Origin of the sequence: Salinisphaera sp. G21_0 (assembly GCF_017744115.1) — a bacterium.
In the GTDB taxonomy this organism is placed as follows: Bacteria; Pseudomonadota; Gammaproteobacteria; order Pseudomonadales; family Endozoicomonadaceae; genus Endozoicomonas.
Genome location: NZ_JAGHQW010000056.1, coordinates 13774 through 34962 on the forward strand (window position 1 = coordinate 13774; position 21189 = coordinate 34962).

11 protein-coding genes are annotated in these 21189 nt (G+C 49.4%); 1 reads left to right on the plus strand and 10 read right to left on the minus strand.

Translation table 11 applies throughout. The features are described from left to right. Window positions 1-47 precede the first annotated feature (47 nt). The 7 genes from J7439_RS20670 to J7439_RS20700 form a co-directional block, all read right to left on the minus strand. Window positions 48-2948 carry an RAP domain-containing protein gene (locus J7439_RS20670; protein WP_209203892.1) on the minus strand — a complete coding sequence of 967 codons (2901 nt, stop codon included), beginning with the start codon at window positions 2946-2948 and terminating at the stop codon, window positions 48-50. Between the two features lie 448 nt (window positions 2949-3396). Then, the gene (locus J7439_RS20675) at window positions 3397-6423 is read right to left on the minus strand and encodes an RAP domain-containing protein (RefSeq protein ID WP_209203893.1); all 3027 of its coding nucleotides are present in this window, start codon (window positions 6421-6423) and stop codon (window positions 3397-3399) included. A gap of 208 nt (window positions 6424-6631) precedes the next feature. Further along, window positions 6632-9940 carry an RAP domain-containing protein gene (locus tag J7439_RS20680; RefSeq protein WP_209203894.1) on the minus strand — a complete coding sequence of 1103 codons (3309 nt, stop codon included), beginning with the start codon at window positions 9938-9940 and terminating at the stop codon, window positions 6632-6634. 171 nt (window positions 9941-10111) lie between these two features. Beyond that, window positions 10112-12736: an RAP domain-containing protein gene (locus tag J7439_RS20685; RefSeq protein WP_209203895.1), complete on the minus strand. Its 2625-nt coding sequence runs from the start codon at window positions 12734-12736 to the stop codon at window positions 10112-10114. Between the two features lie 81 nt (window positions 12737-12817). Next, window positions 12818-15706, minus strand: a complete 2889-nt coding sequence (locus J7439_RS20690; RefSeq protein ID WP_209203896.1) for an RAP domain-containing protein — start codon at window positions 15704-15706, stop codon at window positions 12818-12820. A gap of 115 nt (window positions 15707-15821) precedes the next feature. Beyond that, window positions 15822-17255: an RAP domain-containing protein gene (locus J7439_RS20695; RefSeq protein WP_209203897.1), complete on the minus strand. Its 1434-nt coding sequence runs from the start codon at window positions 17253-17255 to the stop codon at window positions 15822-15824. Window positions 17256-17323: 68 nt separating this feature from the next. Next, entirely contained in the window at window positions 17324-17524 is a 201-nt protein-coding gene (locus J7439_RS20700; RefSeq protein ID WP_209203898.1) for a hypothetical protein, read from the minus strand. A gap of 245 nt (window positions 17525-17769) precedes the next feature. Between J7439_RS20700 and J7439_RS20705 the strand changes: the two genes are divergently transcribed. Next, window positions 17770-18081, plus strand: a complete 312-nt coding sequence (locus J7439_RS20705) for an RNA recognition motif domain-containing protein (RefSeq protein WP_209203899.1) — start codon at window positions 17770-17772, stop codon at window positions 18079-18081. A gap of 59 nt (window positions 18082-18140) precedes the next feature. Here J7439_RS20705 and J7439_RS20710 read toward each other — a convergent pair whose 3' ends face one another. From J7439_RS20710 to J7439_RS20720, 3 genes are all read right to left on the minus strand, one after another. After that, window positions 18141-18527, minus strand: a complete 387-nt coding sequence (locus J7439_RS20710) for a hypothetical protein (protein WP_286198459.1) — start codon at window positions 18525-18527, stop codon at window positions 18141-18143. Between the two features lie 341 nt (window positions 18528-18868). Beyond that, window positions 18869-20488 (minus strand): ABC transporter ATP-binding protein, encoded by a 1620-nt coding sequence (locus J7439_RS20715; RefSeq protein ID WP_209203901.1) that lies wholly within the window; start codon window positions 20486-20488, stop codon window positions 18869-18871. Window positions 20489-20504: 16 nt separating this feature from the next. Next, window positions 20505-21189 (minus strand): ABC transporter permease (locus J7439_RS20720; RefSeq protein ID WP_209203902.1); only part of this gene is annotated, 685 nt, incomplete at its 5' end.

A 21189-nucleotide genomic window follows, 5' to 3' on the forward strand; every position in this document is an offset into this window, starting at 1 on the left:
TGCTGGAATGTGAACACGGTTCTGGAGTCATGATGCAAGGGAAGTGGTTAGTGCCTTTTTTTTCTTTTTCTCTTTTTCTTTCTGTTTTTTGGTTTGTCTGTGTGCTTTTCTGAATTTTCTTCGGCGGTTAAATAACAGTGATCTGGGGATTGTCGCCCTTTATCGCCGGTAACGTTTGTCTCATCTGCCCATCCGATGTCAGGTGATACACAGCCATGACCCTGTGACGGGATGTCCACCCTGGCCTTTATTTGATTAATGCATAGTTTTATTGAATTCTGGCTACAAAGCTGGTTAACCGGGATTTCAATGACCTCAAATCCTGATTTTTGCAGCAGTGCAATTTTAAGCAGAGTCGAACCATTCCTGATTTTAAAATCATTACTTAAGTAATGATACGGTCCCTGAATTTCAATAACCATGTTGTGATCTGGCAATAGCAGGTCAACGGGAGGCAATGAGTTCAGGCTCTTTTCTTCTTCAAGCTTCAAAGTGGGCATGCATGATTGGAGTTGATCGCGGAAGTCGGCTTGATGTTTTGAAATGGTTGTCTGGTAATGGGGGATGATCGGACTCGTTCTACCAAGCCAACTGGCGGCCATGGCCATGATGCGTTGATCCTTTTCATTGTCCGGAGATGTATTTTTCAGGCGAGTAAACAGGTCAACCATGTGCTTTTCAAGCATGTTATTTTTATTAGCATTGGAGTCTAGAGACAATCTGGCACAGCATACCATTACGCCCCAGAGAGACATAAATATATCTTGTTGAGAGAGCTGAAGGTTGTCACTTAATCGGCAGACAAGCGATTCGAACGTAGAGGTCACCACGTGTAACTCAACGAGTTCACCCAGTTTCGCCATGGCCCACAGAATGTTGGCGATATGCTGAGGATTAAATTGGTGTTTCTGTGGGGTTACGTGGGGCAACACTGCGAACATAGCTTCTTTTAGCTCTGGCCCCCACTCTCCGTTGTCCACCAGTTTTGCCATGGCCCAAAGCAGGTTGGCGACATCCTGGGTATTAAACTGGTTTTTCGGTGCGTTCACGTGGTGCAAAAGCGCGAGCACTACTTCTTTGAGCTTTGGTGTCCACTCCTGCCCGTTGTCTACCAGTTTTGCTATGGCCCACAGCAGGTTGGCAATATGCTGAGGAATAAATTGGTCTTTCATTGCGTTCACGTGGGGTAACAGTTCGGCCACGGTCTCCATGAGCCCTTGTGTTCGTTCCAGTCCGTTGTCCACCAGTTTCGCCATGGCCCACAGCAGGTTGACATTGCCCTGAGCTTTAAATTTGCCCTTCTGTGCGTTCACGTGGGGCAACAGCGCGGCCACGGTCTCTTTGAACTCTGGTGTCTGCTCCTGCCCGTAGTCCACCAGTTTCGCCATGGCCCACAGCAGGTTGGCGATTTCCTGTGGTTTAAAGTTAGCTTTCTGTGCGTTCACGCGGGGTAACAGCGCCGCCACGGCCCCATGTAGCTCGGGTGTCCGCTCCTGCCCGTAATCCACCAGTTTCGCCATGGCCCATAGCAGGTTGGTGATTTCCTGGGGGTTAAAGTTAGCTGTTAGTACGTTCACTTGGGGCAACAGCGCAGTCACGGCCTCTATGAGCCCTGGTGTTTGCTCCTGCACGTTGTCCATCAGTTTCGCCATGGCCCACAGCAGATTGGCGATTCCCTGGGCATTAAATTGGTTTTTCTGCGTGCTCACGTGGGGCAACAGCGCGGCCACAGCCTTTTTAAGCCCTGGTGTTTGTTCCTGCCCGTTGTCTACCAGTTTCGCCATGGTCCAAAGCAGGCTGGCAATATCCTGGGCATTAAATGGAATTTTCTGTGTATTCACGTGGGACAACAGCTCGGCCACGGCCCTGTTGAGCCCTGGTGTCCGCTCCTGCCCGTTGTCCACCAGTTTCGCCATGGCCCATAACAGGTTGACGATTCCCTGAGTACTAAGTTGGTCTTTCTGTTCGTGCACAAGGGGCAACAACACGGCCACGGCCTTGTTAAGCCCCGGTGTTCGCTCCTGCCCGTTGTCTACCAGTTTCGCTATGGCCCACAGCAGGTTGACAATGCCCTGAGCTTTAAATTGGTGCTTCTTTGCGTTCACGGGGGGCAGCAGCGCGGCCACGGTCTCTTTGAACTCTGGTGTCTGCTCCTGCCCGTAGTCCACCAGTTTCGCCATGGCCCACAGCAGGATGGCAATGCCCTGAGGGATAAATTGGTCCATCTGTGCTTTCACGTGAGGCAACAGCGTGACCACGGCCTCTTTGAGCCCTGGTGTGTGCTCCTGCCCGTTGTCTACCAGTTTCGCTATTGCCCACAGCTGGTTGGCGATTCCCCGGGCATCAATGTCCCGGGCTTGAGGTTTTTGGTTGCACTTGGATATTATTGCATCAAGTAGCGTTGACAATAAGGCAACCTGAGTGTGCCTGACACGCTCATCCACGGGTTTATGAGGGGTAAAAACACCCGCTGAAGTCAATGCATGAAGTGTGGTCGTGAGGCTTCGCCAGCCCCAACGCCGTGTTACGGTAAAATTTTGCAGAAAACACATCAGCTGGCTTTGTTCCGCTCGATTCAACGGTCTTTTGGCAGCTGATGTGTATTGTTTAATTGAATTGGCATACAGACTGTGATTTCTCCCATCATAGCGATGACCGAAATGATCCGATTTACTCAGCAAACCAACCATTATTTCCTGTTTGATGAGAGCACTGAAATCTGGAGCCGGGTTTACTGAACGGCTCTGAAGATATTGAGAAGTGTATGCGCCAGAAGAATGGTAGAATTCATTACGCCTCGGGGTAGTGCAGGGGGGATTCTCCCATTGTCTGACCGTGGCATGTTTATATCGCCCACGCCTTGAAGATGCGGCATGGTCATGCGGCTGGTTGTAATCTTTATCGGATTTTGCGCATTTACCGCTGATACCAGCAGAGGTTCTATGCATAATTATATTTCATTAATTCATGAGAATATAAAAAGCAGACTGCTGTTTTGTTCAGAAGTTCATTTTGCTGAAATGGCCTATAAACGTCAGTGGTTGAAGAAACTCATCTACTCCTGATGCCACCAATCCGCTATTTTCAAATTATCCGGGGCGAGACAATCAGTTACAACCGTTGATCATATATTCCGCAGTTGAAACTCGAAAAATCGCTGCATCTCTTGTAGGACAAGGGGTTTGGTGATTTTACCCACTCACCCGTTGGGTGAGTATGCAAATTCGGCTCAGCACTGACTCCTGCAAGGGGTTTCAAGGATTTCATGAGATCCAACTGCGGAATATAGGTTGATCAATCTGCCCGGAGGGCACCTGCGGATACGGTCGAAATGCTGGAAAATCTCCTTGCCCGGAATGTGAACACGGTTCTGGAGTTATGATGAAAGGGAAGTGGTTAGTGCCTTTTTTTTCTTTTCCTTTTTCTGTTTTTTGGTTTGTCTGTTTGCTTTTCTGAATTTTCTTCGGCAGCTAAGTAACAATGACTTGAAGATTGCCACTTTTTATCGGCGGTAACGTTTGTCTCCTCTACCGATCCGATGTCAGGTGATACATAGCCATGACCCTGTGGCGGGATGTCCACTCTGGTCTTTATTTGATCAATGTATAGTTGCATTGAATTCTGGCTACAAAGCTGGTTAACCGGGATTTCAATGACCTCAAATCCTGATTTTTTCAGCAGTGCTATTTTAAGCAGAGTTGAACCATTCCTGATTTTAAAATCATTACTGACGTAATGAAACGGTCCCTGAATTTCAACAACTATGTTGTGATCTGGCAGGAACAGGTCAGCAGGAGGCAATGAGTTAAGGCTTTTTTCTTGTTCAACCTTCAAAGAGGGCATGCATGATTGGAGTTGATCGCAAAAGTCGGCTTGAGGTTTTGAAATGATTGCCTGGTAATGAGGAACGATCGGACACGCTCTCCCAAGCCAACTGGCGGCCATGGCAATGGTGCGTTGATCTTTTTCATTGTCCGGGGATGTATTTTCCAGGCGAGTAAACAGGTCATCCAGATGCTTTTCAAGCACGTTATTTTTAATAGCATTAGGGGCCAGAGACAACCTGGCACAACATACCATGACTCCCCAGAGAGACATCAATATGAATTGTTGAGAGAGCTGAGAGTTGTCACTGAATCGGCTGAGGAACGATTCGAACGTAGAGATAACCACGTGCAGCTCAACGAGTTCACCCAGCTTCGCCATGGCCCACAGCAGGTTGGCGACTTGCTGAGGATCAAATTGGTCTTTCTGTGGGTTTACGCAGGGCAGCAGCGCGGACACGGCTTCTTTAAGCCCTGGTGTCCACTCTCCGTTGTCCACCAGTTTCGTCATGGCCCAAAGCAGGTTGGCAATTGCCTGTGGTGTAAAAGTGGTTTTATTTGCGTGCACGTGGGGCAACAGCGCGGCTACAGCTTTTTTAAGTACTGATGTCTGTTGCAGGCCGTTGTCCACCTGTTTCGCCATGGCCCACAGCAGGTTGGCGATTTGCCGAGGAATAAATTGCTCTTTCTTTTCGTTCACGTGGGGCCACATCCGGACCACAGCTTCGTTGAACTCTGGTGTCTGCTCCTGGCCGTTGTCTACCAGTTTCGCCATGGCCCACAGCAGATTAGCGATACCCTGAGCATTAAATTGGTCCTTCTGTGCGTTCATTTGGGGTAACAGTGCGGCCACGGCCTCGCTGAGCCCTGGTATCCACTCCTGCCTGTTGTCCACCAGTTTCGCCATGGCCCAGAGCAGGTTGGTGATAGCCTGGGCATTAAATTGGTCTTTCTGTGCGTTCACGCAGGGCAAAATCGCGGCCACGGCCTCGTTGAACTCTGGTGTCTGCTTCTGCCCATTGTCTACCAGTTTCGCCATAGCCCAGAGCAGGCTGGCGATAGCCTGGGCATTAAATTGGTCTTTCTGTGCGTTCACGTAGGGCAAAAGCGCGGCCATGGCCTCTTCGAGCTCTGGTGTTCGTTCCTGCCCGTTGTCCACCAGTTTCGCCACGGCCCACAGCAGGTTGGCGATATGCTGAGGATTAAATTGGTCTTTCTTTGCATTCACGTGGGGTAACAGCGTGGCCACGGCTTCGTTTAGCTCTGGTGTCCGCTCCTGCCCGTTGTCAACCAGTTTCGCCACGGCCCACAGGAGATTGGCGATATGCTGAGGACTAAATTGGTATTTCTGTCCGTTCACATGGGGCAAAAGCGCGGCCACGGCCTCGTTGAGATCCGGTGTCCGCTGCTGCCCGATGTCCACCAGTTTCGCCATAGCCCACACAAGGTTGGCGATGTCCTGGGCATTAAATTGGTCTTTCTGTGCGCTCACGTGGGGCAACAGCGCGGCTACGGCCTGGTTAAGCCCTGGTGTGCGCTCCTGCCCGTTGTCCAGCAGTTTCGCCATGGCCCACAGCAGGTTGGCAATGCCCTGAGGAATAAATTGGTCTTTCTGTACGTTTACGTGGGGCAACAACACGGCCACAGCCTCTTTGAGCCCTGGTACCCACTTCTGACTATTGTCCACCAGTTTCGCCATGGCCCATAGCAGGTTAGCGGTATGCTGAGGAATAAATTGGTCTTTCTTTGCATTCACGCGTGGCAACAGCGCGGCCACGGCCTCGTTGAGCCCTGGTGTGTGCTCCTGCCCGTTGTCCAGCAGTTTCGCCACGGCCCACAGCTGGTTGACAATTCCCTGTGGTGAAAAGTTAGATTTTTGTGCGTTTACGTGGGGCAACAGCGCGGCTATGGCTTTTGTAAGTCCTGGTGCCTGTTGCAGGCCGTTGTCCACCAGTTTCGCCATGGCCCAGAGCAGGTTGGCGATTCCCCGGGCATCAATATCCCATGCTTCAGCTTTTCGGTTGCACTTGAATATCATTGTATCCAGTAGCAAGGACAGTAGGGCCGCTTGAGTGTGCTTAACACGCTCATCCATGGGTCTATAAGGGGTAAAAACACCCGCTGAAGCCAAGGCATGAAGTGTTGTTGACAGGCTTCGCCAACTCCAACTCCGTGTTACGGTAAAATTTTGCAGCAAACGTATCAGCTGGCTTTGTTCCGTCTGGTTTAACGGTCTTTTAGCAGCTGACGTGTATTGTTTGATTGAATTGGCATATAGACCGTGATTTCTCCCATCATAGCGATGACCGAAACGACCCGATCTACTCAGCAAACCATCCATTATTTCCTGCTTGATGAGAGCATTAAAATCTTGAGCAGGGTGTACTGAACGGCTCTGTAGATATTGAGAAGTGTATGCACCAGAAGAACGGTAAAATCCATTACGCCTCGGGGTGTTGCGTGGGGGATTATGCCATTGTCTGACTGTGGCATCTCTATATCGCCCACGCCTTGAATATCCGGGATGGTCATCCGGCTGGTTGTAATCTTTATCGGATCTTGCGTATTTACCACTGATACCAGCAGAGCTTCTATCCATAATTACATTTCATCAATTCATGAAAATATAAAAAAACAGACTGCTGTTCTGTTCAGAAGTTCATTTTGCTGGATGGTCTAAGTAGTTGGGGAAGCCTATCTACATCTACGATGCCACCAGTCCCCTATGTTCAAATCATCCGGGGCGGGAGGGCAACAGGTCCTCAACACTGGCACACCTTCCATGGAATGTGAAAACGGCTCTTGAGTCATGATGGGAGGGAGGAGATGACTGGCTGTTTTTTTATCTTCTTTTTTCTATTTTTTGGTTTGCCTGTTTGCTTTTTCGAATGTTTTTTGGCGGTTAAGTAACAGTGGTCTTGCCAGCCTTTATCGGCAGTAACGTATGCCTCATCTGCCCCCCCACTTTTAAGTGATGCAGAGCCATGACCTGGTGGCGGGATATCTACTCTGGTTTTTATTTGATCAATGCATTGTTTCATCGAATCCTGATTCCAAAGCATGTTAACCGGGATTTCAATGACCTCAAATCCTGATTTTTGCAACAGTGCGATTTTAAGCAGAGTCGAACCATTCCTGGTTTTGAAATCATCACTCACGTAATGAGACGGTCCCTGAACTTCAATGACAATGTTGTGATCTGGCAGCAGCAGGTCAACCGGAGGCAATGAGTTCAGACTCTTTTCTTCTTCAATCTGCAAAGATGGAATGCATGATTGGAGTTGAGTGCGGAAGTCGGTTTGAGGTTTTGAAATGGTTGTCTGGTAATGGGGGACGAACGGACAGGCTCTGCCAAGCCAACTGGCGGCCATGGCCATGGTGCGTTGATCCTCCTCATTGTCTGGGAACGTATTTTCCAGGCGAGTAAACAGTCCATCTATGAGCTTTTCAAGCCAGTTATTTTTATTGGCATTGGAGACCAGAGAGAACCTGGCACAGCATACCATGACTCCCCAGAGAGACATCCATATATCTTGCTGAGAGAACTGAGGGTTTTCACGGATTCGGTAGACAAGTGATTTGAAGGTAGAGGTAACCATGTTCAGCTCAATGAGCTCACCCATTTTCGCCGTGGCCCACAGCAGGTTAGCGATTTCCTGTGGTTTAAAATTAGCTTTCTGTACGTTCACGTGGTGCAACAGTGCGGCTATGGCCTCTTTGAGCCCTGGTCTCTGTTCCTGTCCGTTGCCCACCAGTTTTGCCATGGCCCAAAGCAGGTTGGCAATATTCTGAGGAATAAATTGGTCTTTTTGTGTGTTCACGTGGGGTAGCAGCGCGGCTACGGCCTCGTTTAGCCCTGGTGTCTGCTCTTGCCCGTTATCCACCAGTTTCGCCATGGCCCACAGAAGGTTGGCAATATGCTGGGCACTAAATTGGTCTTTCTGTGTATTCACGAGGGCCAACAACGTGGCCATGGCCTCTTTGAACTCTGGTGTCCGCTCCTGGCCATTGTCCACCAATTTCGCCATGACCCACAGCAAGCTGGCAATATCCTGAGGAATAAATTGGTCTTTCTGTGCGCTCACGCGAGGCAATATCGCGGCCACGACCGCTTTGAACCTTGGTGACCAGTTTTGCCTGTTGACTGCCAGTTTTGCCACTGCCCACAGAAGGTTGGCGATACCCTGGGCATTAAATTGATCTTTCTGTGCGTTTATGTGGGGCAACAGCACAGCCACGGCCTTGTAGAGCCCAGGTGTTCGCTCCTGCCCGTTGTCCACCAGTTTCGCCATGGCCCACAGCAGGTTGGCGATATGCTGAGGGATAAATTGGTCTTTGTGTATTTTCACGTGGGGCAACAGCGCGGCCATGGCCTCGTTAAGCCCTGGTGTCAGCTCCTGCCCGTTGTCCATCAGTTTCGCCATGGCCCATACCAGGTTGGCGATATGCTGAGGAATAAATTGGTCTTTCTTTGCATTCACGTTGGGCAACAGCGCGGTCACGGCCTCGTTGAGTTCGGGTGTCCGCTCCTGCCTGTTGTCTAACAGTTTCGCCATGGCCCATAGCAGGTTGGTGACTTCCTGTGGTTTAAAGTAAGCTTTCTGTGTGTTCACGCAGGGCAAAAGCGCGGCCACGGCCTCTTCGAGTTCTGTTGTTCGTTCCTGACCGTTGTCCACCAGTTTCGCCATAGTCCACAGCAGGTTCGCGATAGCCTGGGCATTAAATTGGTCATTCTGTGCTTTCACACAGGGCAAAAGCGCGGCCATGGCCTCTTCAAGTTCTGGTGTTCGCTCCTGCCCGTTGTCCACCAGTTTCGCCATGGCCCACAGCAGGTTGGCGATTTCCCGGGGTTTAAAGTTAGCTGTTTGTACGTTCACCCGGGACAACAGCGCGGACATGGCCTTTTTGAGCTCTGGTGTCCGCTCCTGCCCATTGTCTACCAGTTTCGCCATGGCCCATAGCAGGTTGGTGACTTCCTGTGGTTTAAAGTGAGCTTTTTGTCTGTTCACGTGGGGCAACAGCGCGGTCAGGGTCTCTTTTAACTCTGGTGTCTGCTCCTTCCCGTTGTCCACCAGTTTCGCCATGGCCCACAGCAGGTTGGCGATATGCTGAGGGATAAATTGGTCTTTCTGTATTTTTACGTGGGGCAACAGAGCGGCCACAGCCTTGTTAAGCCCTGGTGTCAGCTTCTGCCCGTTGTCCACCAGTTTCGCCATGGCCCACAGCAGGTTGGCGATACCCTGAGCATTAAATTGGTCTTTCTTTGCGTTCACGTGGGGCAACAGCGCGGCCACTGCCTCTTTGAGCTCTGGTGTTCGTCCCTGTCCATTATCCACCAGCTTCGCCATGGCCCACAGCAGGTTGACGATATGCTGAGGAATAAATTGGTCTCTCTGTGCGTTCACGTGGGGTAACAGCGCAGCCAGGGCCTCTTTGAACCCTGATGTCCACTCTTGCCCATTACTCACAAGTTTTGCCATGGCCCACAGCAGGTTAGCGATTCCCGGGCCATCAATATCCCTGGCTTGAGGTTTTTGGTTGCACTTGAATATTATTGCATCAAGCAGGTTGGACAATAAGGCAGCTTGAGTAAGCTTTGCACATTCATGCATGGGTTTATGAGGGGTAAAAACACCGGCTGAAGTCAATGAATGAAGTGTTGTTGACAGGCTTCGCCAACTCCAACTCCGTGTTGCTGTAAAGTTTTGCAGAAAACGCATCAGCTGGCCTTGTTCCTCTTGATTGAGCGGTCTTTTAGCAGCTGACGTGTATTTTTTAATTGAACTGGCATATTGACTGTGATTTCTCCCATCATAGGAACGACCGAAACGATCAGATGTGCTCACCAGGCCAGCCATTATTTCCTGTTTGATCAGAGCATTAAAATCCTCAGCAGGGTTTACTGAACGGTACTGTAGATATTGAGAAGAGCGTGTGCCAGAAGAACGGTAAAGTTCATTACGCCCCGAGGTAGTGCGAGGGGGATTATCCCATTGTCTGACTGTACAATGTCTATATCGCCCATGCCTTGAAGAAGCAGCATGGTCATTCGGCTGGTTGTAATTTTTATCGGATCTTGCGTATTTACCACTGATACCAGCAGAGCTTCTATCCATAATTACATTTCATCAATTCATGGAAATATAAAAAGCAGACTGCTGTTCGGTTCAGAAGTTCATTTTTTACTTTTTGGTATACTTGGTTGCTCTGCTGAATGTTTTTCGGCGGTTAAGTTACAGTGTTGCCATCCTTTATCGACAGTAACACATAGCTCATTTTTACCGCTTTTAAATAAGTGATACTGAGCCATGTCCCTGTAGTGGGATGTTCACTCTGGTGATTATTTGATCAATGCATTGTTTTATGAAATCCCGGTTCCCAAGCTGGTTAACCGGGATTTCAATAACCTCAAATCCTGATTTTTGCAGCAGTGCGATTTTTAGCAGAGTCGAACCATTCCTGGTTTTGAAATCACCACCCACGTAATGAGAAGGCCCCTGAATTTCAATTACCATGTTGTGATCTGGCAGCAGCAGGTCAACCGGAGGTAATGAGTTCAGACTCTCTTCTACTTCAATCTTCAAAGAGGGAATGCGTGATTGGAGTAGATCGCGAAAGTCAGATTGACGTTTTGACATGGTAGTCTGGTAATGAGGGATGACCGGACACGCTTTGCCAAGCCAACTTGCGGCCATGGCCATCATGGATTGATCCTCGTGATTGTCTGGATATGTATTTTCCAGGCGAGTAAAAAGGGCATCCATGTGCTTTTCAAGCGCATTATTTTTATTGGGATCTGAGACCAGGGTCAACCTGGCACAGCAGACCATTACCCCCCAGAGAGACATAAATATGTCTTGCTGAGAGAGCTGAGGTTTTTCACTGATTTTGCAGACAAGCGATTCGAACGTAGAGGTAAACACGTTCAGCTCAACGAGCTCACCCATTTTCGCCATGGCCCACAGCAGGTTGGCGATATGCTTAGGAATAAATTGGTCTTTCTGTTCGTTCACGAGGGGCAACAGCGCGGCCATAGACTTATTGAGCTCTGGTGTCTGCTCCTGCCCGTTTTCCATCAGTTTCGCCATGGCCCATAGCAAGTTGGCAATATCCCGGGCATTAAATTGGCCTTTCATTGCGTTCACGTGAGGCAACAGCGAGGCCACGGCGTTGTTGAGTTCTGCTGTTTGCTCCTGCCCATTGTCCAGCAGTTTCGCCATGACCCACAGCAGGTTGGCGATTTCCTGTGGGTTAAAGTCAGCTATATTTGCGTTCACGAGAGGTAACAGCGCGGCCAAGGCCTCTATGAGCCCCGGTATCCACTCCTGCCCGTTGTCCACCAGTTTCACCATGGACCACAGCAGATTGGCGATTTGCTTCGGGTTAAAGTTAGCTTTCTGTACGTTCACGCGGGGCAACAGAGCGGCCACGGCCTCTTTGAGCCCTGGTGTCTGTTCCTGCCCGTTGTCCACCAGTTTTGCCATGGCCCACAGCAGGTTGGCGATAGCCTGTGATTTAAAGTTAGCTTTCTGTACGTTCACGAGGGGCAACAGCGCTGCCATCGCTTCTTTGAGCCCCGGTGTCTGCTCCTGCCCGTTGTCCAACAGTTTCGCCATAGTCCACAGCAGGATGGCGATACCCTGTGGTGTAAAGTTAGCTTTCTGTGCGTTTACGTGGAGCAACAGCCTGGCCATGGCCTCGTTGAGCTCTGGTGTCCACTCCTGCCCGTTGTTCACCAGTTTCACCATGGCCCACAGCAGATTAGCGATTTCCTGTGGTTTAAAGTAAGCTTCCCTTGCGTTCACGAGCGGCAACAGCGCGGCTACAGCCTCGTTGAGCTCTGGTGTTCGCTCCTGCCCTAAGTCCACCAGTTTTGCCATGGCCCACAACAGATTGGCGATACCCTGGGCATTAAACTGGTCTTTCTGTGCGTTCACGTGGAGCAACAGCGCGGCTTCGGCCTTGTTGAGGTCCGGTGTCTGCTCCTGCCCATTGTCCACCAGTTTCGCCATGGCCCACAGCAGGTTGACGATGCCCTGAGGTTTAAAGTCATCTTTTTGTACGTTCACGTTGGGTAACAGCGCGGCCACGGTCTCTTTGAATCCTGGTGTCCGTTCCTGACCGTTATTCACCAGTTTCGCCATGGCCCACAGCAGGTTAGCGGTATTCTGAGGTATAAATTGGTCTTTCAGTGCGTTCACGTGAGGCAACAGCGCGGCCACAGCCTCGTTGAGCTCTGGTGTCAACTCCTGGCCGTTGTCCACCAGTTTCGCCATGGCCCACAGCAGGTTGGCGATTCCCCGGACATCAATATCCCATGCTTCAGCTTTTTGGTTGCACTTGAATGTTATTGCATCCAGTAGTGTTGACAATAAGACAGCTTGTGTACGCTTAACACGCGGATCCATGGGTTTATGAGGGGTAAAAATACCCGCTGAAGTAAATGAGTGAAATGTTGTCGTCAGGCTTCGCCAATTCCAGCTCCGTTTTGCTGTGAAATTTTGTAGCAAACGCATCAGCTGGCTTTGTTCAGCTCGATTTAACGGTCTTTTAGCAGCTGACGTGTAGTTTTTTATTGAATTGGCATATTGCCCGTGATTTCTCCCTTTATAGCGATGACCGACACGCTCCGATTGACTCACCAGGTCATCCATTATTTTCTGTTTGGTGAGAGCATTAAAATCTTGAGCAGAGTTTACTGAACGGCGCAGCAGATATTGAGAAGAGCATGCGGCAGAAGAAGGGTAAAATTCATTGCGTCTCGGGGCGGTGCGGGGAGGATTATCCCATTGTCTGACTGTGGCATCTCTATATCGTCCATGCCTTGAAGATGCGGCATGGTCATTTGGTTGGTAGAAATCATTATCTGACCTGGCGTATTGACCACTGATACCAGCAGAGCTTCTATCCATAATTACATTTCATTAATTCATGAAAATATAAAAAGCAGACTACTGCTATGTTCAGAAGTTCATACTGATGAAATATCCGGGTTAAGTAATGGATACAGAACCATGCCCTTGTGCCCGGATGTCTACCCTGGTCTTTATGTGATTAATACACAGTTTCATTGAATCCAGGTTCCAAAGCTGGTTAACCGGGATTTCAATGACCTCAAATCCTGATTTTTTCAGCAGGGCGATTTTAAGCAGAGTCGAACCATTCTTGGTATTGAAATCACCACTCACATAATGAGTGGGTCCCTGAATTTCAATAACCATGTTGTAATCCGGCAGTAATAGGTCAACCGGAGGCAATGAGTTCAGACACTTTTCTTCTTCAATCTTCAAAGAGGGAATGCGTGATTGGAGTTGTTCGCGGAAGCCGGTTTGAGGTTGTGAGACGACTATCCGGTAATGGGGGGTAACCGGACAGGGTCTCCCGAGCCAACTTGCGGCCATGGCAATGACGCGTTTATCCTCATCGTTGTCCGGGGATGTATTTTCCAGGCGAGTAAACAGGTCATCCATGTGCTTTTCAAACACATTATTTTTATTGGCCTTAGAGACCAGAAACAACCTGGCACAGCATACCATTACTCCCCAGAGAGACATCAATATTGCCTTGAGAGAGACATGAGGGTTTTTACTGATTCGGTGGACAAGAGGCTCAAACGTGGCCATAGCCACGTTCAGATCAACGAACTCACCCAGTTTCGCCATGGCCCACAGCAGGTTGGCAATATGCTGAGGAGTAAATTGGTCTTTCTGTGCGTTCACGAGGAGTAACAGAGCGGCCACGGCTTTGTTGAACTCTGGTGTCTGCTCCTGCCCGTTTTCCACCAGTTTTGCCATGGCCCACAGCAGGTTGGCAATAGCCTGGGGTTTAAAGTTAGCTTTTTGTGCGTTCACGAGGGGCAACAACGTGGCTACGACCTCATTGAACTCTGGTGTTCGCTCCTTTCCGTTATCCATCAGCTTCGCCAAGGCCCACAGCAGGTTGGCGATACCCTGTGGTTTAAAGTTAGCTTTCTGTGCGTTGACGTGGGGCAACAGCGCGGCTATGGCGTCGTTTAGCCCTGAGGTCATGTCCTGCCCGTTGTCCACCAGTTTCGCCATGGCCCACAGCAGGTTGGCGATACTATGGGCAGTAAAATTGTCTTTCTGTACTTTCACGCGGGGCAGCAGCGCGGCCACAGCATGGTTGAGTTCTGGTGTACGCTTCTGCCCGTTGTCCACCAGTTTTGCAATGGACCACATCAGATTGGCAATTTCCTGTGGTTTAAAGTTAGCTTTCTGTGCGTTCACGAGGGGCAACAGCGCGACCACAGCCTCTCTAAGCCCCGGTGCACACTCCTGTTCGTTGTCTACCAGTTTCGCTATGGCCCACAGCAGGTTGGCGATATGCTGAGGAATAAATTGGTCTCTCTGTGCGCTCACGTGGGGCAACAGCCTGACCACGGCCTTATTGAGCGCTGGTGTTCGCTCCTGCTCATTGTCCACCAGTTTCGCTATGGCCCACAGCAGGTTGGCGATATGCTGAGGAATAAATTGGTCTTTATGTGCGCTCACGTGGGGCAGCAGCGCGACCACGGTCATTTTGAACTCTGGCGTCCGCTCCAGCCCGTTGTTCACCAGTTTTGCCATGGCCCACAGCAGATTGGCGATTTCCTGTGGTGTAAAGTTAGCTTTGCGCGCGTTCACATGTGGTAATAGCGCGGCCAGAGCCTCTTCGAGTTCTGGTGTCCATTCCTGCCCGTTGTCCACCAGTTTCGCCATGGCCCACACCAGGTTGGCGATACCCTGGGCAGCAAATTGGTCTTTCAGTGCGTTCACATGAGGCAACAGCGCAGCCAGGGCCTCGTTGAGTTCCGGTGTCTGCTTATGCCCGTTGTCCACCAGTTTCGCCATGGCCCACAGCAGGATGGCGATTTCTCGTGGCTTGAAGTTAGCTTTCGGTGCATTTATGTGGGGTAACAGCGCAGCTAAAGCCTGTTTCAACGCTGGTGTCTGCTGCTGGCCGTTGTCCACCAGTTTCGCCAGGGCCCAGAGTATGTTGGCGATTTCCTGTGGCTTAAAGTTAGCTTTCTGTGCGTTTACATGGGGCAACAGGGTAGCCAGGGCTTCTTTGCGTTCTGGTGTCTGCTTCTGTCCTTTGTCCGCCAGTTTCGCAATGGACCACAGCAGATTGGCGATTTCCTGTGGATTAAAATTGTTTTTTCGGGCGTTTAACAGGGACAATAGCGCGGCCACGGCCTGTTTCAGCTCTGGTGTCTGATCCTGCCCCAAGTCCACCATTTTCGCCATGGCCCACAGCAGGTTGGCAATTCCCTGATTATCAATATACCTGACTTCAGATGTTTGATGGCACTTGAATATTATTGCATCAAATAGCGTTGACAATATGTTCGCTTGAGTAAGCTTGACGCGCTCATCCATGGGCCTATGAGTGGTAAAAACACCTGCTGAAGTCAATGAATGAAGTGTTGTCGACAGGCTTAGCCAATTCCAGCTGCGTGCTGCGGTAAAATGTTGCAGCAAACGTAGCAGCTGGCTTTGTTCAGCTCGATTTAACGGTCGTTTAACAGCTAATGAGTATTTTTTAATTGAACTGGCATATTGCCCGTGATTCCTCCCATCATAGCGATAACCGAAACGATCCGATTTTTTCAGCAGGTCATCCATTATTTCCTGTTTAATGAGGGCATTAAAATCTGGAGCAGGGTGTACTGAACGGCACAGTAAATATTGAGAAGAGCGTGCGTCATAAGAGTGGTAAGATTCGTTACGCCCCGGGGTAGTGCGGGAGGAATGATCCCGCCGTCTGACTGTACCCTGTCTGTATTGCCCATGCCTTGAGGAAGCGGCATGGTTATCCGGTTGGTGATAATCATTACCTGACCTTGCGTATTTACCACGGATACCAGCAGTGCTTCTATCCATAATTACATTTCATTAGTTCATGAAAATATAAAAAGCAGACTGCGATTCTGTTCAGAAGTTCATTTTGCTGGAATGTGAACATGGTTCAGGAACCATAATGAAAGGGAAGAGGTTATTACCTTCTTTTTCTCTTCCTTTTTCTTTTTGGTTTGCGTGTTTGCTGTTCTGAATGTTCTTCGGCCGTTAAGTAAGAGTGATCTGAGAATTGCCATCCTTTATTGGCAGTAACCTTGGCCTCTTCTGTCCACCCGATGTTAAATGATACAGCACCATGATCTTGTGCCGGGGTGTCTACCCTGGTCTTTATTTGATCAATACATCTATTCATTAAACCTTTGTTCCAAAACTCGTTCACCGGGATTTCAATGACCTCAAATCCTGATTTTCTCAGGAGTGCGATTTTAAGCAGAGTTGAACCATTCCGGGTTTTGAAATCACCACTGACGTAATGAGATGGTCCCTGAACTTCAATAATAATGTTGTGATCTGGCAGTAGCAGATCAACCGGAGGTAATGAATGCAGACTCTTTTCTTCTTCAATTTTCAAAGAGGGAATGCGAGATTGGAGTTGATTGCGGAAGATGGTCTGATATTTTGAAGTGGTTGTCTGGTAATAGGGGGTGACCGGACATGGTTTTCCAAGCCAACATGCGGCCATGGCAAGGATGGATTGATCCTCTTCATTGACCGGGGATATATTTTCCAGGCGAGTAAACAGGTCATCCATGTGCTTTTCAAGCACATGATTTCTATTGGTATTGGAGTCCAGAGACAATCTGGCACAGCATACCATGACTCCCCAGAGAGACATCAATATGGCGTGGTGAGTGAACTGAGGGTTGTAACTGATTTGGTAGACAAGGGATTCGAACGTAGAGGTAGCCATGTTCAGCTCAACGAACTCACCGAGTTTCGCCATGGCCCACAGCAGGTTGGCAATTTCCTGTGGTTTAAGATGAGTTTTCTGTGCGTTCACGTGGGACAACAGCACGGCTATGGCTTCGTTGAGTTCTGGTGTCCGCTCCTGGCCGTTGTCCACCAGTTTCGCCATGGCCCACAGCAGGTTGGCGATAGCCTGGGCATTAAATTGGTCTTTCTGTATGTTCACCTGGGTCAACAGTTCGGCCACAGCTTCTTTGAGCCCTGGTGGCCACTCCTTCCCGCTGTCCACCAGTTTCGCCATGACCCACAGCAGATTGGCGATTCCCTGGGCATCAATATCCCATGCTTGAGGTTTTTGGTTGCACTTGAATATGGTTGCATCAAGTAGCTTTGATAGTAAGGCAGCTTGAGTAAGTTTAACACGCTCACCCATCGGTTTATGAGGGGTAAAAACACCCGCTGAAGTAAATGAATAAAGTGTGGTCGTCAGGCTTCGCCAATTCCAGCTCTGTGTGACTGTAAAATTTTGTAGCAAACGTATCAGCTGGCTTTGTTCCGCTGGATTTAAAGGTCTTTTTGACGCTGACGTGTATTTTTTAATTAAACTGGCATATTGCCCGTGATTTCTCCCATCATAGTGATGACCGAAATGATCCGATTTACTCATCAGATCATTCATTATTTCCTGTCTGATGAGGGCACTAAAATCTTCAGCAGGGTTTATTGAACGGTGCATTAGGTATTGAGAAGGCCGTGCGCCAGAAGAGTGGCAAAATACATTGCGCCCCGGGGTAGTACGTGAGAAGTTATCACGTCGTCTGACTGTAACCTGTCTATATTGCCCATGCCTTGAAGAAGCGGCATGATCTCCGGTTGGTTGTAATCATCGCCTGATCTTGTGTATTTACCACAGATACCAGCAGTGCTTCTATCCATAATTATATTTCATTAATTCATGAGAATATAAAAAGCAGACTGCTGTTCTGTTCATAAGTTCATTTGATGGAATGTCTATAATTCCCTGGTCTGTTAATGATCAAAAGAAAGCTGCCGATAAGCCAGTGGACAACAACAGTGTGATGTGACAATCTGATCATTGTTACATTTTGTTGATCTTGATGTTGATACTGCTTTTCTACGCAAGGACTTGCGTTCAACCTAGAGAAAAACCAGAGTTTTCCATGCAAAAAAGGACTTTATACATTGGTAATCTGGCGTATACCGCCGTTGAAGAGGATCTTGAACAGGCCTTTGAATCATTTGGTGTCATTGAAGATATCAAACTGATGAGGGATCGGGAGACTGGGCGCTCAAGAGGCTTTGCATTCATCACCTTTGAAAAAGAAACGGAAGCGGAAGCCGCCAGAACTATGGATGGCAAGGAAGTGGCCGGGCGGCCATTAAGAGTGAATGGCGCTCGGCAGAAGGAATCTGGTCAGCGAGATTCAGCCAAAAGACAGCCAAGGCCTTTTAATAACAATTTTAACCGCTAATGACTTAATCAGATATCACTCTAAGCAGCGGTGCTGTGAGCTTCACGGGTATGTGCGGCTCACTCTCTTGCCTCATACGCCAAAAGAGCCAGGGCAGCTCCGATGGTAGCTCCCCCGAGACAAACCACAGTACCGGAAACATTGAGCACGCCACAAGTAGCTACAGCATGATTAAATACAACGCCACCACAAGCCCCGGCAGCAGCCCCGGCACCAGTAACTAAACCTATTGGGGCATCAGCAGCAGCCCCGAGAGCCCCGATAGCAGCCACAGGAATAAACACAGCAGTATTCGCAGCAATTGCAATCACTGAGGCAGGATTCAAGGACCCGTTAAGAACCACGCCACTGGCAAAGCCAGCGTACAAACCACCGAGATAAATTGAGGCAGTTCTGCCAAAGATTGGGATAGCTTTTATCGAAATTTTTACTACTCGCTCAGACAACGGGATTTGGTTTATCTGTTCTACTTCATCATCAGTTAATTGTCTTGTACATGTCAGGCAGTTTCTTTGGCCAGAACTTTCCATCCATCTCTGCATGCATGATCTGCCAAAAGTATGTCCACACGTTGGTTTGAAGGGGTTGCATTGCGCTGAATCGTGACAGATTATACAGCCAACGCCGTCAGTAATACCCATATAAAAAAATCACTGTTTCAATTTCTGACATCTGTATTGTATCTGCTGACATCTGTATCTGGTTTTGGTTCCCTATGGGTACCGGGAACTATGAAGAGTACTATTCTGAAGGTGCCCGCTAAAATTCGGCAAATAAAAAGGAAAGCCTATTCTCGGTCAGCCTCCTGAGGAATTTTCTGTGATTCAAAAGCAGCACTGATTAACTCTCGCGTATAGGCTTCTACAGGCTGGTTAAAAATCTGTCGGGTAGTTCCCTGTTCGACAATCTTTCCCCCCTGCATCACGACAATTCGATGACTCATGGCTTTCACCACCGCCAGGTCGTGGCTGATAAAAATGTAACTCAGGTAGTATTTTTTCTGCAGGTTGCGCAGTAAATCGATGATCTGGGATTGGACGGTTCTGTCCAGCGCGGACGTTGGCTCGTCCAGCACCATCAGTCTGGGTTTCAGCACCAGAGCCCTGGCAATGGAGATACGCTGGCGCTGGCCACCGGAAAACTCATGGGGATAACGGTGACGACACTCCGGGTCAAGGCCAACATCATCCAATGCAGCGATGATCTGTTCATCACGATTGGCTTCAGTGGCCAGGTTATGAATATCAAGGCCTTCACCAACAATATCAGCAACCGTCATGCGTGGGCTGAGACTGCCAAAGGGATCCTGAAACACGATCTGCATTTCCCGTCGCAGTGGCCGGAACTGATCCTGATTCATAGTGTCGATACGTGTATCTTCAAACCTGATCAGGCCCTCTGATGTCTGTAGTTTCAACAGTGCCATGCCCAGGGTTGTTTTACCGGAACCGGACTCACCAACAATGCCCAGGGTTTCGCCCTGGTGAATAGTGAGCGATAAATCAGTGACTGCCTTCACATGGCCCACTGTTTTTTTGAAAAACCCTTTTTTGATCGGGAACCAGACTTTGATCTTTTCAGCTGTGACCAGAGGCATGGGGTGTTCGTTCAGTGGTTCAGGTTGCCCGTCAGGTTCGGCATTAAGCAGGTCGATGGTGTAGGGGTGTTGGGGCGCTGTGAACACGGATTCGGTGATGCCCTGCTCAACAATCTCACCATCTTTCATCACGCAGATTCGATCCGAAACGTGACGGATCAGGTTCAGGTCGTGACTGATAAACAGAATGGCCATGCCCAGTTTCTGCTGAAGGTCCGCCAGCAAACTGAGAATTTGTCGTTGAACGGTTACATCCAGAGCGGTGGTTGGCTCATCGGCGATCAGCAGCGTTGGCTCACAGGCAAGGGCCATGGCAATCATGGCCCGTTGTCGCTGTCCACCGGACAGCTCATGGGGATAGGCCTTTAAACGATTTCTGGCATCACGGATACCCACCAGTTCCAGCAGTTCCAGTGTCTTGGCCGTTGCTTCTGTGTTTTGCAGGCCGAGGTGTATAGCCAGTACTTCGCCTATCTGCTTTTCAATGGTATGCAGTGGATTGAGTGCTGTCATCGGCTCCTGAAAGATCATACTGATCTTATGGCCACGAATTTTGCGCATTTGTGATTTGGACAAATCCAGCAGGGTCTCATCGGCAAACGCTATTTCGCCAGAGCAATGGGCATTTTCCGGAAGCAGTTGCAGGATGCTCAGGGCAGTGATGGACTTGCCGGATCCGGACTCACCGACCAGGCCAACGGTTTCTCCGGCATTGACAGAGAACGACACACCTTTAACGGCTTCAACACGGTTCTTAGCCTGTTGAAAACCAATCCGGAGATTGTTAATGGCCAATAATGGCTTATCCATAAATGTTCGGTTCTCTTTAATAGTATTTTCTCGGGTCCAACGCATCCCGGCACGCTTCACCAATAAACACCAGTAACGTCAGCATAATGGACATGACCAGAAAAGCGGTAATGCCCAGCCAGGGTGCCTGAAGGTTGTTTTTGCCCTGGGCAATCAACTCACCAAGGGAAGGGGAGCCAGCCGGCAGGCCGAAACCCAGGAAATCAAGGGAGGTCAGGGTGGTAATGGCTCCGGTCAGAATAAATGGCATAAACGTGACCGTGGCGATCATGGCGTTGGGTAAAATATGGCGGAACATCAGACGCCCATTGGTCATCCCCAGGGCCCTGGCGGCCCGTACATACTCCAGATTTCTGCCCCGGAGAAACTCGGCACGTACCACATCCACCAGTGCCATCCACTGGAATAACAGCATAATACCCAGCAGCCACCAGAACCCCGGCTCGACAAAACTGGCAAGGATGATCAACAGGTAGAGATTGGGCATGCCTGACCAGATTTCAATAAAACGCTGTCCGAATAAATCGATTTTGCCGCCGTAAAAACCTTGCAGAGCGCCAACCGCAACACCGATGATGGTACTGAAGAAGGTCAGTGCCAAACCGAAAAGTACCGAAATGCGGAAGCCGTAAATCACCCGTGCCAGCACATCACGCCCTTGGTCATCGGTACCCAGCCAGTTGTCAAGGGAAGGGTGGGCG

What these genes read in the sequence shown, in the direction of transcription:
- J7439_RS20670 (WP_209203892.1), bottom strand. Translation starts at nt 2,948, where the DNA reads ATGCATAGAACCTCTGCTGGTATCAGCGGTAAATGCGCAAAATCCGAT.
- J7439_RS20675 (WP_209203893.1), bottom strand. Translation starts at nt 6,423, where the DNA reads ATGGATAGAAGCTCTGCTGGTATCAGTGGTAAATACGCAAGATCCGAT.
- J7439_RS20680 (WP_209203894.1), bottom strand. Translation starts at nt 9,940, where the DNA reads ATGGATAGAAGCTCTGCTGGTATCAGTGGTAAATACGCAAGATCCGAT.
- J7439_RS20685 (WP_209203895.1), bottom strand. Translation starts at nt 12,736, where the DNA reads ATGGATAGAAGCTCTGCTGGTATCAGTGGTCAATACGCCAGGTCAGAT.
- J7439_RS20690 (WP_209203896.1), bottom strand. Translation starts at nt 15,706, where the DNA reads ATGGATAGAAGCACTGCTGGTATCCGTGGTAAATACGCAAGGTCAGGT.
- J7439_RS20695 (WP_209203897.1), bottom strand. Translation starts at nt 17,255, where the DNA reads ATGAGTAAATCGGATCATTTCGGTCATCACTATGATGGGAGAAATCAC.
- J7439_RS20700 (WP_209203898.1), bottom strand. Translation starts at nt 17,524, where the DNA reads ATGGATAGAAGCACTGCTGGTATCTGTGGTAAATACACAAGATCAGGC.
- J7439_RS20705 (WP_209203899.1), top strand. Translation starts at nt 17,770, where the DNA reads ATGCAAAAAAGGACTTTATACATTGGTAATCTGGCGTATACCGCCGTT.
- J7439_RS20715 (WP_209203901.1), bottom strand. Translation starts at nt 20,488, where the DNA reads ATGGATAAGCCATTATTGGCCATTAACAATCTCCGGATTGGTTTTCAA.